Source organism: Roseobacter sp. CCS2 (genome assembly GCF_000169435.1).
In the GTDB taxonomy this organism is placed as follows: domain Bacteria; phylum Pseudomonadota; class Alphaproteobacteria; order Rhodobacterales; family Rhodobacteraceae; genus Yoonia.
On sequence record NZ_AAYB01000001.1, the window covers coordinates 1,113,145 to 1,126,780 of the forward strand.

At 51.9% G+C, this 13,636-nt stretch carries 13 protein-coding genes; 2 read left to right on the top strand and 11 right to left on the bottom strand.

Annotated features, from left to right (window positions below):
- Window positions 1–6: 6 nt before the first annotated feature.
- The 5 genes from RCCS2_RS05670 to RCCS2_RS05690 all read right to left on the bottom strand — a co-directional run bounded on the left by RCCS2_RS05670 (window position 7) and on the right by RCCS2_RS05690 (window position 4,948).
- Entirely contained in the window at window positions 7–1,389 is a 1,383-nt protein-coding gene (locus RCCS2_RS05670; RefSeq protein WP_008232165.1) for a TRAP transporter large permease, read from the bottom strand.
- Entirely contained in the window at window positions 1,379–1,891 is a 513-nt protein-coding gene (locus RCCS2_RS05675) for a TRAP transporter small permease (protein ID WP_156788433.1), read from the bottom strand. The genes RCCS2_RS05670 and RCCS2_RS05675 overlap by 11 nt, the downstream gene beginning before the upstream one ends.
- A 173-nt stretch (window positions 1,892–2,064) precedes the next feature.
- Complete coding sequence (locus RCCS2_RS05680; RefSeq protein WP_008232167.1) at window positions 2,065–3,105, bottom strand: TRAP transporter substrate-binding protein; 1,041 nt, start codon at window positions 3,103–3,105, stop codon at window positions 2,065–2,067.
- A gap of 131 nt (window positions 3,106–3,236) precedes the next feature.
- A complete protein-coding gene (locus RCCS2_RS05685; protein WP_156788434.1) occupies window positions 3,237–3,791 on the bottom strand; it encodes a hypothetical protein in 555 nt (184 codons plus the stop codon).
- A 104-nt stretch (window positions 3,792–3,895) separates the two neighbouring features.
- Window positions 3,896–4,948 carry a LysM peptidoglycan-binding domain-containing protein gene (locus RCCS2_RS05690; RefSeq protein ID WP_008232169.1) on the bottom strand — a complete coding sequence of 351 codons (1,053 nt, stop codon included), beginning with the start codon at window positions 4,946–4,948 and terminating at the stop codon, window positions 3,896–3,898.
- Window positions 4,949–5,299: 351 nt separating this feature from the next.
- On the opposite strand from RCCS2_RS05690, the gene RCCS2_RS05695 reads away from it, so the two are divergent.
- The gene (locus RCCS2_RS05695; RefSeq protein ID WP_083791150.1) at window positions 5,300–6,184 is read left to right on the top strand and encodes a helix-turn-helix domain-containing protein; all 885 of its coding nucleotides are present in this window, start codon (window positions 5,300–5,302) and stop codon (window positions 6,182–6,184) included.
- A 368-nt stretch (window positions 6,185–6,552) separates the two neighbouring features.
- Here the strand turns inward: RCCS2_RS05695 and RCCS2_RS05700 are convergent, their stop codons facing one another.
- Window positions 6,553–7,008 carry a helix-turn-helix domain-containing protein gene (locus RCCS2_RS05700; protein ID WP_008232172.1) on the bottom strand — a complete coding sequence of 152 codons (456 nt, stop codon included), beginning with the start codon at window positions 7,006–7,008 and terminating at the stop codon, window positions 6,553–6,555.
- Window positions 7,009–7,246: 238 nt separating this feature from the next.
- Between RCCS2_RS05700 and RCCS2_RS05705 the strand changes: the two genes are divergently transcribed.
- The gene (locus tag RCCS2_RS05705) at window positions 7,247–7,612 is read left to right on the top strand and encodes a hypothetical protein (protein WP_008232173.1); all 366 of its coding nucleotides are present in this window, start codon (window positions 7,247–7,249) and stop codon (window positions 7,610–7,612) included.
- A gap of 279 nt (window positions 7,613–7,891) precedes the next feature.
- On the opposite strand, the gene RCCS2_RS05710 is transcribed toward RCCS2_RS05705, so the two are convergent.
- From RCCS2_RS05710 to RCCS2_RS05730, 5 genes are all read right to left on the bottom strand, one after another.
- On the bottom strand, window positions 7,892–8,161 hold the full coding sequence (locus tag RCCS2_RS05710; protein ID WP_037293242.1) for a hypothetical protein: 270 nt from the start codon (window positions 8,159–8,161) through the stop codon (window positions 7,892–7,894).
- A 47-nt stretch (window positions 8,162–8,208) separates the two neighbouring features.
- Window positions 8,209–9,315, bottom strand: coding sequence for a DUF3800 domain-containing protein (locus RCCS2_RS05715; RefSeq protein ID WP_008232175.1), 1,107 nt, complete (start codon window positions 9,313–9,315; stop codon window positions 8,209–8,211).
- 219 nt (window positions 9,316–9,534) lie between these two features.
- Window positions 9,535–11,454 carry an AAA family ATPase gene (locus RCCS2_RS05720; RefSeq protein ID WP_008232176.1) on the bottom strand — a complete coding sequence of 640 codons (1,920 nt, stop codon included), beginning with the start codon at window positions 11,452–11,454 and terminating at the stop codon, window positions 9,535–9,537.
- 1 nt (window position 11,455) lies between these two features.
- Complete coding sequence (locus tag RCCS2_RS05725) at window positions 11,456–11,974, bottom strand: ABC-three component system middle component 5 (RefSeq protein WP_232204238.1); 519 nt, start codon at window positions 11,972–11,974, stop codon at window positions 11,456–11,458.
- Window positions 11,956–13,131 (bottom strand): ABC-three component system protein, encoded by a 1,176-nt coding sequence (locus tag RCCS2_RS05730; RefSeq protein WP_008232178.1) that lies wholly within the window; start codon window positions 13,129–13,131, stop codon window positions 11,956–11,958. Before RCCS2_RS05730 ends, RCCS2_RS05725 begins: the two co-directional genes overlap by 19 nt.
- Window positions 13,132–13,636: the final 505 nt, after the last annotated feature.

Below are 13,636 nucleotides of genomic sequence, written 5' to 3' on the forward strand. Positions count from 1 at the left end.
GAACTCCTACAGAACACGAGGCAGGTACAGTGACAGAACAGGCAGCAGGACCAGTATGGCGACCCGAACAAGTTCGATTGTGAAAAAAGGTGCAACACCGCGAAAGATCACGCCGAGTTTTGTATCGGGCGAGAACGACTTGATGACAAACACATTGAGACCGACAGGTGGCGTAATTAACCCAAGCTCGACCACGATTAACGCAAGAATGCCGAACCAAATCTTTAATTCGGCGGTGGTCATGCCAAATGCGGCGTCTTCGGCGCTGACCCAATCGCCACCATTTAGCTGGATCAACACGGGCCAGAAGAACGGCACGATAACCAAGATCATTGAAAGGCTTTCCAGAAAGCAGCCCAGAATGATCAGGATCACCAACATCAGCAGCAGGATAAGGTAGGGATCCATGGTCGAAGCCGCGGCCCAGTCGCTAAGCGCGGACGGCAATCCGGTACGCGCAAAGAACCCTTTCAGAATATCGGCAGAGAACAGAATGAAATAAATCATTGAGGCTGTTTTGGCTGTGGCAAGCAAAGCCGCCTTGAGCCGTGCACCTGTCAGGCCATCATCAGACACGAAGCGAAGAAAAACCCCGTATACCAGAATAAGGAATACACCAACGCCCGCCGCCGGTGTCGGCGTGAATAGCCCCATACCAAGACCCAGTATAACCGAGCCAAAGATCAACCCGACAGGAAGCAGTCGGCGGATCGCGCGCGTCGTTTCCGCGGCAGTCATTGGTTCAGGGTCAGGGGCCAGATCCGGGTTTCGGGCCAAACGAAACCGCACGACAATCAAGAAGAAAATGACTGCCAGTATCCCGGGGATAATTGCAGCCTGGAACATTTCTATGATCGGTGCCTCGACGACGATTGCATAAATCACCAGCGCTACCGAGGGTGGGATCAGGATACCTAAAGTACCGCCAGCGGCCAGCACGCCGGTGGACAGCCCCTCGTTATACCTCAGCCGCCGTAGTTCAGGCAGGGCCACCCTGCTCATGGTTGAGGCTGTCGCGATGGAAGATCCGCTTACAGCACCAAAGCCAGCGCAGGCGAGAATGGTTGCCATGGCCACACCGCCACGAATTTTCCGGGTAAGCGCGCTTAGACCCTGAAACAGGTCCCGGCTTAATCCGGTCTCGGCCGCCAGAAAACCCATCAAGACAAACAGAGGTACAACCGAAAGATCATAGTTCGCGACAGAGTTCCAAAGCGCTGTTTTGAATTGCTGCAGGTACGGGACAAATCTGATGAACGGGGAAACCAGGCTCAGTACCCAGGTCCCGATAATGCCAGTAAGCAGCATTGCCAGTGCCACAGGAATGCGCAGCATGATCAGGATGAATAACGCCACCAGCCCGTAAACGCCGATGAGTTCACGCTCCATTTGCCGTCTCCATTGGCGCAATAAGATCAAGAATGGCGGCGATGGCCCAAAGCAAGCAAGACATCACCGCAAAAGGCATGAAAATCCAGACAGGCCAGCCCAATACCGTCGTTTCAACACGGTCCGCGCGCATCTGAATGGTGCCTTGCGCCAACATCCAAGCCATCCAAACCAACAGAACAGCCAACACCACGCCCGACAACACGTTGACACCCCGGTTAGCCCATTGCGGTGCGCGCTGCATAACAACATCCACCGCAGCGTGGGCGCGGTGTAGTTGTGCATAGGGGAACATCATAAGCGCCGCCACACCCACTAATAATTGGACCGCATCTTCATAACCTGGCAATCCCGAAACATGACCGCCCCATGTTCGCGCGATTGTATTGGCCGTGAAACCGGCCGCATTGATCGCCGTTACAATGACGATGAGTAGAAGCAGCGCGCCACCAAGAAGGGCCCAGCCATTGATCAGTCGGATAAGAAAAGTTTTGACTGCCACTTGCACCGCCTCATTCATTTACTGGATGTTCGTTTCACAAGGACAACGTGCCTATATCGGCGGGACCGCCTTATAAGTTCCGGTACAGGACGCCATTGTACCGGAACTAAAAGTAGACGTTTTTTGGCTTACGGTCGTCGCGTGTGCTGCGCGACGCCGTGCACCAAAACCAATCACTGTCTGGAATATTCAGCGATTGTTGTTCGTGCGCTACCAAGAAGAGCCTCTGCATCAATACCGACCACAGCCGCTTCTTCGACCCAGCGCTGGACAGTTGCGTCGAATGGTGCGGTAAATTCGGCGGTCGCGTCTGACGTCAGCTGCGTCACATCATTTCCAGCGTCTAGTGCACGCTGAATGCCGATTGGTTCGATGCTGTTCCAGGCCTCACCCATTTCGGCTGCAATCGCGGCACCGGAATGGTCATCGATAATCTGCTGCAAATCTTCCGGAAGCGAATTGTAGCTGTCGAGGTTCATTGCAAACAGGAATGTGGACGTACCAAATCGCGCGCCTTCTGCCATTTCAACGGATGCAGATGTCAAATCCGCAAGACCCAGCGGGATCGCAACCTCAAATGGAACTAGGCCCGCATCCACGGTGCCCCGTGATAATGCCTGCGGCAGTGCGGGCACAGGCATGCCAACAGGTTCGGCACCCAATTCTTCCAGCATCCAAGCACCGGTTCTTGACGGGCTACGTATCTTTAACCCTTCAAAATCAGCAAGGTTTGTGACGCTGCCATCACTGAAATGAAGGGCATTCCCGGCGTGTACATGCACAAGAAGCGGGTGAATACCAACATAGTCTGGCAACAGAATTTCCATCAAATCCTGAATGGCCAAATTGGTTGCACGCGCATCGCTAAGATGAATACCGGGCAGTTCAAACACTTCTGTGCGGGGGAACGTGCCCGGTGTATAGCCCGGCAATGTCCAGACAATATCGGCAACACCATCACGTACCTGACCGTACAACTCTGGCGGCGCACCACCAAGTGCCATGGCTGGGAAAATTTCAAAGGCAATACGCCCTTCTGATGCTTCTTCGATGGATCGTGCCCAAGGTTCAATCAGCTGCGTTTGAGCCGGCGCTTTCGGGCTCAGAAAATGGTGAATCGAAAACGTGAATTCCTGTGCAGCAACGGCTGTCGAGAAGGCAAAGGTGGCCACACTTGCACTCGCGCTAAAAGCCAAGATCTTCAAAACACTCATTTTTCTCTCCATGATATTTATCGTCCTGGTCGCATCGCAACCTTGTTTCAGGGTTCGCCTGACTGCGCTGTGGGGCGTAGGCTGGATCCCTGTTTGGCAAAAGCTAAAGACCCATCCCCTAAGGCAGCGCGTCAGGGACATGCGTCACCGCGGCAATCAAATATATTTGCATCAACCCGCATTTCGCCAAGCCGATCGACATCAATGATGTACGCTCCATCCTCGACGCGCAACAAGTTCCCTTCAATCGTTGTGGTGCCACTTACCAAAGCAACTCTCTGGTCGACGGTTGGCTGCGCGGCGACACATCCATCACCTTCGCATGTTGTATCACTCGCGCTGATCCGCAGTTCACCGATATCGGTGGCCAAGACATACTCACCATCAACAAAATCAATGACGTTGCCAAACATCCGAAACGATCCGTCCAGACTTGTCAGGGTCGCTGGTGCCGCCGGAACCTCAAGCGCGGTTCCCTCGGGGCAGGCACGCCCGATACACGACACGTCCTGCGCAGGAACAGCGATCAAACCGATCGATGCCTGGATCCGAAAAACACTGTCCTCAAATCCCACCAATTCTCCAGAGACACCGCTGCCATCACCGTACTTCAAGGTGATTTGGTTATCGTCTTGCGCCGCGCTTGCGGTCGCCAACACCATCAAACCAAAAATGAAAGATCCCACCGTTGGATATTTGGACAATTTCTTACCTGACTGCATCTTGTCCGCTTTCTTGCGTCGTTTGCTGTAATCGGGGCATTCGCACTTTGCAGAATACGTATCGCATTTTAGCTACCGCTTTGCCGGAACTCGATCATATGGCGCCGTACAGTTTGGAACCAAAGACCAGATTCTTTGATATTCTTCAGGCCGCTGTTGATCGTGCCCAAAATATCGTCTCCGCGCGGATTGTTCTTGGCGACCGTGGCATGAAAAAAGTCGATATATGATAGATCATCATGCAACTGTATATTGTCTTGCGCATCCAGTTCTTTGATGCGCGCATCCGCCACTTCAATCGCCACCAATGCCACGTCTGCATTACCGTCCAGCACATAATCAATACAGGTCGCCGCATCAGGCGCACGAACGATGTCGATTGCTGACTGAGAAAGATTTACGGCTTCAAGCGGTACCAGCGTATAGTCGACCGCGCGACAAATCGTTTTGCCCGAAAGCTCTTGATGATCTGTGTATTCAGGGTCGCCCGCTGCTGAGTAATAGCCAAAGATTTCTTCGTACAATGGGTCGCTGAAGTCGAAGTTGTCGCAAAGGAACGTTGATTCCGGGCCCAATTGCGCACCATCCGCACATGCAGGCTGAAGCTGTCCAATACTGACATCATACGCCTGCTTTGTCAGCAGAGGGTCAAGATGGGCACCAAAATCATTGATGAAATCAATTTCATAATCCGCCTGATCATCTGTATTTACAAGCGCCAGCTCAGTGATCTCGGTCAGCAGTCCACCTTGTGGGTCACTTTCGTCAAGGAATGGGCGCCATCCGCTTGCCGTCAAAACCCGGATCGGAGCGTTTTCGCCAGACCCAGACGTTGCTGACGCCGCTGTCACGCGCGCTGCTGCCCCAGATCCGTTCAGGCAAGGGATATAAAACTCTTGCCCGATGCGAATAATACCGGGGTTTGGACCAATCACGTCACGATTGGCATCATAGATAACCGAGAAATTATTAAGGTTGCCGTAGGCGCGTTGCGCAATCCCCGACAGAAAGTCGCCTGCCTCCACAGTATATACTGTATCGCAAGCGATCTCTTGCGCGGTCGCCGAAGTGGCGAACAGGCTTACTGCTGATCCAGCCAACAAAACGGTTAGATTTCGCATTGGTCATACCTCATAAAGTTTGGTTAGAATTCTTATTCGCGAGGAACTCGCGAGTTGCAACATTTACATAACTACAAACTGTACACGCCAGTCCTGCAAAAACTAAGCCCCAGTTGCGAACCACCAAGCCGCACATGCCGAGATAAAGTTGTGCTGATTTTCTAGCGAGAGTAATCGCTGAAAAGCCCTGCAGCAGGAAACGCATTATGCCGATTGTCAGAGCCTTTTGTTACATCGTGTGGTCCGTGCAGCCTACCTATAAACAATCGATTAAAAATGGACATTTCGCGCAAGTCTTTGCACTATCCAATCATCGTGGGCGGTTTGAACAAAATGATGCAAAGGTGTTAAATGCCCAGAAGTATACCGAATTATGAACTCTATGGTGACTTGCTTGCAGGGCGTGCGCCAGACCCGATCCATCTGGAGCCTATACGAGAGAGAAGCAGCCAACATGACTGGACTATTCGCGTTCACAGTCATCGGCGGCTTGCCCAGATTTTTCTGTTTCGCTCACCTGATGTTCTTTTCAGCCTTGGCGATGTGCAACACCGAACGACCCATCCGACGTTGCTTGTGATCCATCCGGGTATTCCCCATGGCTTTCGGTTTGACGAAGATGTTGTCGGCGATGTCCTAAGCATTCGGGTCGGCGAAGTCCCTCGCCGTTTATATGATCGTTTTGCCGCGTTCGAAAGCCCGACAGATGCCGTTTTCTCAAAGCCGGATACTCCGCGTTTTGAAGATATCGTGATCCTTTTTGAGCAGCTTGGCAAAACCTACCAAAGGCTGGACAGCCGGCGGGTTGAAATTATGACTGCCCTCGTCGATCTCATCACACTTTATCTTACCGGAAATCAGTCGAGCAAACTATCACCTATTCCAGCAAACGCCGCAGATCATCTTGGCCGACAGGACCTTCAAGCCCATGCATTCTGTGTGCTGCTAGAGGAAAATTTTCGCCAGTCTTGGGCGGTGTCAGATTACGCTTCACACATGGGGCTGTCTGCGTCCCATCTCACACGTATATGTCGCGGCGTAATGGATGCAGCACCAAATTCTCTTGTCAGACAGCGGCGCGTTCTTGAAGCAAAGCGGCTACTGGAATATACATCCCTGCCCCTTTCAGAAATCGCGCACCGTAGCGGGTTTCGCGACACGACATTCTTCAACCGCACATTCAAGTCCTTCGTCGGCGTCCCACCAAATGCCTATCGCTCCGGCTTGGATCGGTAGCCTCATCGAAAAAAATGTCTAACCTCACAAAGAACGCATTTGGCCGTTCAAACGGGACGGCATTGTGCGTCACGCGATGAAATTCAGGAGCAATGCACGCGCATATCTGAAACCATTCTTCAAGGCCTCGTCAATTCCCAGCGGTAGCGCTACGTCACTAGCCTTTTTACACACGTGAACGATGATCTTTTAGCTTTCTGACAATAGAAAATCAAAACTTCCGCTTCGTTGAACACTACATAAAATGGTGAGCCGTGATGGGTTCCCGGAGAGACAACCTTGGAGGTGTTAGATGAACACACGCCGATTGATTTTGCGAAGGCCATGACTTAATGCGCAACAAAAGTAGAGGCGCACAAGCTCTCCGATTACTTAGAAGGCGTTTCCGAACCTCGCCCAGCCTGCCTGATCAACAACGACACGAGACCTCTGTATTTTTCGGGGTCAAAGGGTCCGGTTGACGGGCTGGTGCGATCTCGGGTCTCTTGCCGCAGAATTTCTACGACTGCCTCACCAACCACCCTCGGGGGCGGCTTTGCATCCAACCTCTGAACTTCTGCCTCGACCAAGGTGACAATCTCGCCAATCATATTGTAGAGCGCGGAAGTGGATTGACTGGTCGCATTGATCCCTTTGAACAGAACGGCAGGATCAATGCCGTAGACGTCGGCCAACACGAACAGTCGTTCCGCGCTGATCGTCTCGGCCTTGTTCTCCATACGCCAGACCTGAACCCTGCTCACACCAAGCCGCGATGCCGCTTCGTTGACAGTGAGCCCAGCTCGTATCCGCGCGTCCTTGATGCGTTCGTAAAGGTGTTCCACAGTCTTACCAGGTGATGATAGCGTTTCATCTTATGAAACGTTTCCGGCGGTTTTGCAACAATCATGTAAGTTACCTATAGCGAATCACTATGTTACATATTAAGTAACGGATCCATGACGCTCAAGGATTACCTTACCCAAAACAATTTAAGCCTGAAGGGCTTCGCAAACCAATGCGGGCTGAGACTACATCGGAGCACTGGTTCTTATCGGGAACACTGGCGCGGCAGGCTTCAAGGTGGGCGATGTATTCCTCATCCATTTTATCCTGCACCCTTGCGTTCTTGCTGGAGCAGGCATCATCGGTTGGCATGCACGCGGGATTCAGGCTGAAGAGGTTCAAAAACAAGCTGAAGCACTGACAGTTCCGGACTTCGAACAGGCCTTGCGTGTGCTGGGCTCTCACCCTGACCTCGCAGGTGCTGGCTGGTTTGATCAGCGTTGGGCAAAAATGGAGAAAGAAGCACGGCTGGAATGGATCACCCAACATGCTGATCAGCTTCGGGCGCTTTGGCTAGAAGCCAATGGAGAGGGCCTACAGGCGCACGGGCGTGAGCTACCGATGCGGCTTGCAGAGATCGATACCGACCAATCCACACCTTGACCGGCACACAAGATGGTTCAACCGTGGATCAGCGGCAGCACATTCTGGAACGACTATGGCACAGGAATTGGGTGCGGCGGCAAATCGGCTTGCGTCCTCTGGATATCAAGGCTCTCTACTCCAAGAAGGTCGCAGCAAAACGATAACAGCAATTTCGAGGTGCAAGTTGACTAAGCGGACGATTTCATGGCGGTCAAATCAATAGGCCAGACCGACCCACTGGCGATCTCGCATCAAGAGCGAAAGGCCATTATCAATGGCGTCCGCCGATCCAACCAGTTAAGACGTGATGCCCATTTGCCGCTGATTGATGCGGATGAAAGGTATGAACAAGAAGTCCAGCGCCGCAAACTTTGCCTCACCCAGTAGGACCGGCCCAGCCATGTGAAGCATGGAGGCCATCGCGTAGTTTTGGCCGTTCTCATAAAGGTCAACGCCGCGCTCGTAGTAATAGGGCTCGACCGAGTAATCGACGAACATGAGCGTCAGCATAAATCGCTTGTCGGCCACATAGGTTACACAATCGAAATCGCTCAAAAGGTCTTTCACCAGTGCAAGCAGACGCGGATGATTGGAAACGCGCCGCGACAGCCCGACTAGGAATCGAATATTGCTGCGAGCCGTCTTTGGTCTTCCAAGGAGTTAATATATTGGACAAACGCTGGGCACTCATCGGTCGAACGATCGACTAGGCCAATCAGTGTATCAAGCGCAGCGCGCTGATGACCGTTTAACCCCGAGAGAGAAGCGAAAATCTCTTCGAGATCGTTGTTGCTCGCGAAGATAAATAGCTTGCCGAGCAGCCCTGCAAGCACATCCGAGACCTGGACCCAAGGTGCGGAGCGTGAGTCAACGAAACTGAAATTCGAAAGCGCGACCTCACCGTCCTTCAGTTCGAGGCCAGCCAAAAAGTCCTGAATGGAAGGTTCAATGTCGAGGATGTGATTGGAGTGTTTGAACAGGGCTAGCCGGTGCAGATAGAAGCTGCCGAAACCGTCGATTAGGACGTTGGGGCGCTCATCCTCCAGATAGGGCAACCTTTCGAGGCGCGCGCCAATTTGCAGTAAGCCTTTCAGCATCTGGAAGTTAAATGCGGGAAACAAATCTTGGCGCGCCTTTAGGATAACTTGCAATTCCGCGATGAACGTAGCACGCCTGACACGGCCTACGTCCGGATAAGTATAGCGACCAAGAATCTCTGGGGTCTCATCGGGGTCATTGCGGAGAAGCCAGTAGAGATCGTTTTTGAGCAGTGGGGCGATCGCGATCAATTCATTGCTTCCATGCTCGGCTATGATTGAGTCAATCACATCAACCAGTGACCAATACATCGGATCGAGTACCTGAAAGTGGATGAAGGCGTTGGAGTTTTTCAGCCAATTGAGAAAGGTGCAGACCTTGGGAGCATCCAGTAGTGCAAGGAAATCGCCTTTGCCGAGATGCTTTAGCTTTAGTTCTACCGAAGACCTCTGCAGATTAAAGGCAGTTCGCAGATCTTCGAAATCAAGTACTGGTGCAAGTCCGGCGTGCGCGATGCCACCCAATACGAAACATTGTGGTGCCCTGACGTTAAGGCCGTTTGGGGTCAGATGCAGTCGACGAATGTTGTTGGTTTCGTCATAGTGAAAGGTGAACACGCGATCTAAGCCAGTGAGCCCGCCTAAGGCGATTGCTGGATTGCGTATATCATTCACGTCGACCATGTTATGTTTGGGCCATCCTTTGCTATTTTTGCTGAATAGTAAAACTAGCGCTGAGTGACAGCATCCGAAAAGAGTTCATTGCCATCATTAGATAGGTTGCTGCTTGTTTGGGAAACCAATTTGAACGCCACGCTACGAGCGGTCCTATGGGCTTTCGGCTTTTTCGGTGCGGGTAGTTGTCTATTGTTCCGGTTCCTAAAGCAGGTTTTGCTATTCGAGTCAGCTCGAACCGTCTGCAGCTGGAATTCCGAGATCAAGCGAGCGGTTTTCATGCGTGTATGCTGGACCCACGACGTAATCCTGGAGCTCTAGCGCAGGGTTCATCATCGACGTTGTGAAAATGATCTGGAACGGTGCCTCGAACGCCGTTGCATATTCAACGATCAGCTTTTGAAAGAGATGGCTGCGTTCCTCTTGCATGCCCTTGTCCTCGATGTTGTCAAACAAGAGGAACCTTGGGTGATAGAACGTATCGTCCTTCATGGCGGCGAGAAACAAAGCAAAAATCGTTGCATTCTTGAGAAAGACATTGCTGCTTTCTGCGAAATTGTAAGTGCCATCGACGGAGTTCGCGTCATTCTTGAAGTTAACCGAAACGTCCTGTGCTGCAATAAACTCATCTTGTCTTGGAAGATCTGATCTCAAGATTGCAGCAGCGATCCGAGATACACTGGATAGCGCCACGGTCCGCCTCTTGCCGGCCGCAGTGCGCAACGCTGTCGCGCGCGCGTTCTTGATGTCTAATTCCTTCTGAACAGAAGCTTTCTCTGCACTCAGCGCTTCGATCTCTTCTGCAACTTGCAGGTTTGACAGCAGATAGGCCTTTTCCGCATCGATGTGACCAATTCGATTGGTGCGTGCGGCTAAAAAGGCTTCCCGTGGCCCATTTGGTCCAGAATATTTGACTTGGTACTGCGTTAGGTCGCGCTTGTGCTCGCTGCGCTTCTTCCGAATTTCAGACAGTTTTTCGGTCAGGGATCCCTTTTTCTGGCTCAGCAACTGGTTGGTTTCACGAGATTGAATCTCAAGATCAAGTCTGATCTGATTGTAGCGCGCCTTCTCAATGTCCGGATCTAAATCCTCCTTGCAGACGTGGCACTGACTTTCAGAATCTGGAGCGACAATTTCTTTCCCACAAGCTGGGCAATGGCTAAATTCGATGGCACCGACAACATCAAAAGACAGTTGTGCGGCTGCCAACTTTACCGTTTGCTCTTCAAGGAAGTTTTGGAACTGGGCGATTTCCCTCAGTTCAAATTCTGCTTCGCTGATGTCACCCTCAACGGCAGTGATGGCATCTCGTTGTTTGGACAACTGTGCGCGGGCTGTCTTCCGTTCCGTCAAGAAATCCCCGACTTCTCCAGTATCGACATAGCGATCAACGTCCCCGATCTCAGCGTGTAGACGTGCTTTCTCAACCGTCAGTTCTTGAAGCTTGGAATTGATAGAGGCAGGCGTTGCGAGGGCATTTTCGAGCTTGAGCGCACCCAAAAGGCTAGAGAGCTTGGCATCGATCTTTGAGAACGCTTTCTCTTTGTTGCGAATTTCCAATCCAAGTTCGTAGAGCTCATATCCACTGATACCGCAGATCAGATCGCCAACAGCCTCGCGAATGCTTTGTGTGTCGAATGACTCATACCTGAAAACCCGCATCGCCGGGGTACGTTGATCAGAGTAACAGAGCCTCAAGAGCTGGTGCATCGTGATGTTGGACGCTCCATCACTCTGAGCCTCCGGGATTCCAAGCGTTCGAAACATGACCTGGGAGAAGCTTTCCCTGCTTCCGGAGCGCCGGAGAGGGAAGACCTCCCACCTATCCAACGCACTTCTTGATGCGTCTTCGAAGCCACCAAAAAAGATAGCCACTGGCTGTTGGGCAGACGAGGTGGCCCGTTTCAGAACCAGTTTGCCCTTTGACGTCTCAATCTCTGCTTGAACCTCGTCACATCGACTGGCCACGTCCTTCCAATCATCAAACTCTCCGCCCAGAACGAAGAAGATGAAGTCTGAGATCGTGGATTTACCGGAACCGTTTTCACCGCGGATAATATTGACGCCGGGATGGAAGTTCTGGTCATAGGCAGCGTGGCCCCGCCGCATGATGCGTAGTCGATTGATTTGGAGATAGCGGCTGGCCATATCAGACGCTCCTGCGCAATCCGCAGCTTGAGCGCAGGGTGCTCATACCGTTGTCATGGCTAGCTGAATATTGGTTGACGAGAAAACGCGCCAAACCGATCTCTTGCGGACTATCAGTGCGGTTTTTGATGTCCACAAACAAAGACGATCCGAGCGTATTTAACTCGGCGGATTTGCTTGCAAAGCTCTCATTATTTAGAAGGCCTTTACCCGCGAGGGCCCGCAGAGCTGATGTTTGAGCGCTCTCCATTTGGTGAAAAAGAAGAGGAGAGGCAGGATAGGACAAAAAGACCTTATCTGGTTTTGGAATTGCCAAATCGCGGAACGCACTTCTAACACCAGCCGTCATGGTGACACGGTGGAGCAGGGGCGCGTTGGCAAAAAAGAAGTCCAGAATATAGAGCCGCTCAAGATGAACTGGTTGCCGCCATTCGAGCAGCAATCCACCCAAACGGCGGACACAATCATAGACGTCAAACTGGGAGTACCAAAGCCGCGCACTCATGAGGGTTTGTCCCATCGAATATGGCATTGTTCGGTCAAAAAATACAAACCGGACAGAACCGCTGAGGCTGGAAACTTCGTCTCACCGAAGCCCTTTGCCGTTAGAGGGTCAAGAACGTTGTCCTGAAGGGCTGTTCGCACAGCCTCTTCAGGTGCGTCTTTGCAGATATGGGGATGGAACACGTGGGTCACAAACCGCGTCTCTATCTCAGCAAGGAGCGCATCGTGGTCTTCTTTCGCCGCAGTAAATAACCCCGTCTTAGCGTAGCCACGCGCGAACTTGTTCTGGGCATCGTTGGCGTAATCGTATTCGGCCTCTCGGTCGGCATCAATCAGCTTTTGGAGGAGATCGCGCCGGTCCCGCTCGGATTTTTCACTATAAACGGAGAAAGGCATCATACCGTTTGAGGCCGTCGCGGTGTTCTGTGCCTTTTCGATATGCCGCTTGATGCCACGATACACGACATCGTCGCGATCCTTGGGTTTGCAAATCGAAATATGATCTCGATCGACCGCCACAGGGTTTGCACCTGGGATCCCTGGATCGGCAGATTCTCTTGAAACGACGAGGACAGCTTTGTAGGTGGTGTGTTTCTCGTAGTAGACCTTCGTCACATGATCGTCGTTCGCGGCGCAGAACTTGCGGTAAGCTTTGTTGAGATCTTCCAACATACCGGTTTCATTGCCCAATAGTTTGATGTGCTTTGAAGCGCCTGGTACAGCGTCCACGATATTGGCAATGGACGCACCAATGTGTGGTGTTGATAGGAAAATCACGAGCTTGGTTGCGGTTGATACGGCCGCCCAGTCCTCGTCGTCAGCGTCCTTGGATGCGCGCAAGATCATCTTTGCAAGGATGCCGCCAAGACTGTGAGTGATGAACACTAGAGGGCGTTTGCCGAGCCCTTCACCGGAAAATTGTTCAAGAACGTTGTCGGCGCGCTCGAACATATCCATCTCTTTCTTTGCCCACTTTTCGAACACAGCCGCACCGTAGCCTAAGCAATAGGCGTTGCACGGACCGATGTCTTTGGTGAGCCAATGTGGCCAAAAGCCGTCGTCCCCACCGCAGTCCCAAGTTGAATGGGCATCTCCGGAAAGCCCATGGACAAACACAATGTCGATAAGTGCGTCAGTAGCACTATGGATTTTTTTGAATACCGTTTCGCCCACGTACTGCTCACTCAAAAATTGTTTTGTGGGGCAGGTCCTGCCCTTATTATCTCGGTTGAAATATGCCGTATCGTGGCCTTGTCGTCCACACCTTTAAGGTGATTGGTTTCCTCTTGACCACTGATTGCAAACGGTTCTGAAAGACTGCTTTGACAAGACGTGATGAATGTCTCGCATCTGCAGCGAACGACCGCTTCCCGCCCATTGTGTTAAAAACTCCAATTTCGCGGAAAACTTCTGAAGAAGTGGCCCATAAAAAACGTGTCGGAATATTTGACGAGCCGGGTCGACCAAAACACTGACTTGGCAACGTGAGTAGACCTCATGGCTTGCACTGACCGAGCTGAACCGACTTGGCTGATGTATTGAATTTTGGCACAAAAATGCGGAGATTAGATTTTCGAGTTTTTCAACACAGTTCGCACTCTTTGCGAAAGATTTACCGCCTCACCAACGTCCCAAGCTCAAACAATCGAGCGGGCCGCGACTGCATACTACCTGCCCC

Excerpts from the sequence above, each read along its gene's own strand:
- RCCS2_RS05670 (WP_008232165.1), bottom strand. The coding sequence starts at position 1,389 with ATGGAGCGTGAACTCATCGGCGTTTACGGGCTGGTGGCGTTATTCATC.
- RCCS2_RS05680 (WP_008232167.1), bottom strand. The coding sequence starts at position 3,105 with ATGAGTGTTTTGAAGATCTTGGCTTTTAGCGCGAGTGCAAGTGTGGCC.
- RCCS2_RS05690 (WP_008232169.1), bottom strand. The coding sequence starts at position 4,948 with ATGCGAAATCTAACCGTTTTGTTGGCTGGATCAGCAGTAAGCCTGTTC.
- RCCS2_RS05695 (WP_083791150.1), top strand. The coding sequence starts at position 5,300 with ATGCCCAGAAGTATACCGAATTATGAACTCTATGGTGACTTGCTTGCA.
- RCCS2_RS05715 (WP_008232175.1), bottom strand. The coding sequence starts at position 9,315 with ATGGTCGACGTGAATGATATACGCAATCCAGCAATCGCCTTAGGCGGG.
- RCCS2_RS05720 (WP_008232176.1), bottom strand. The coding sequence starts at position 11,454 with ATGGCCAGCCGCTATCTCCAAATCAATCGACTACGCATCATGCGGCGG.
- RCCS2_RS05725 (WP_232204238.1), bottom strand. The coding sequence starts at position 11,974 with ATGGGACAAACCCTCATGAGTGCGCGGCTTTGGTACTCCCAGTTTGAC.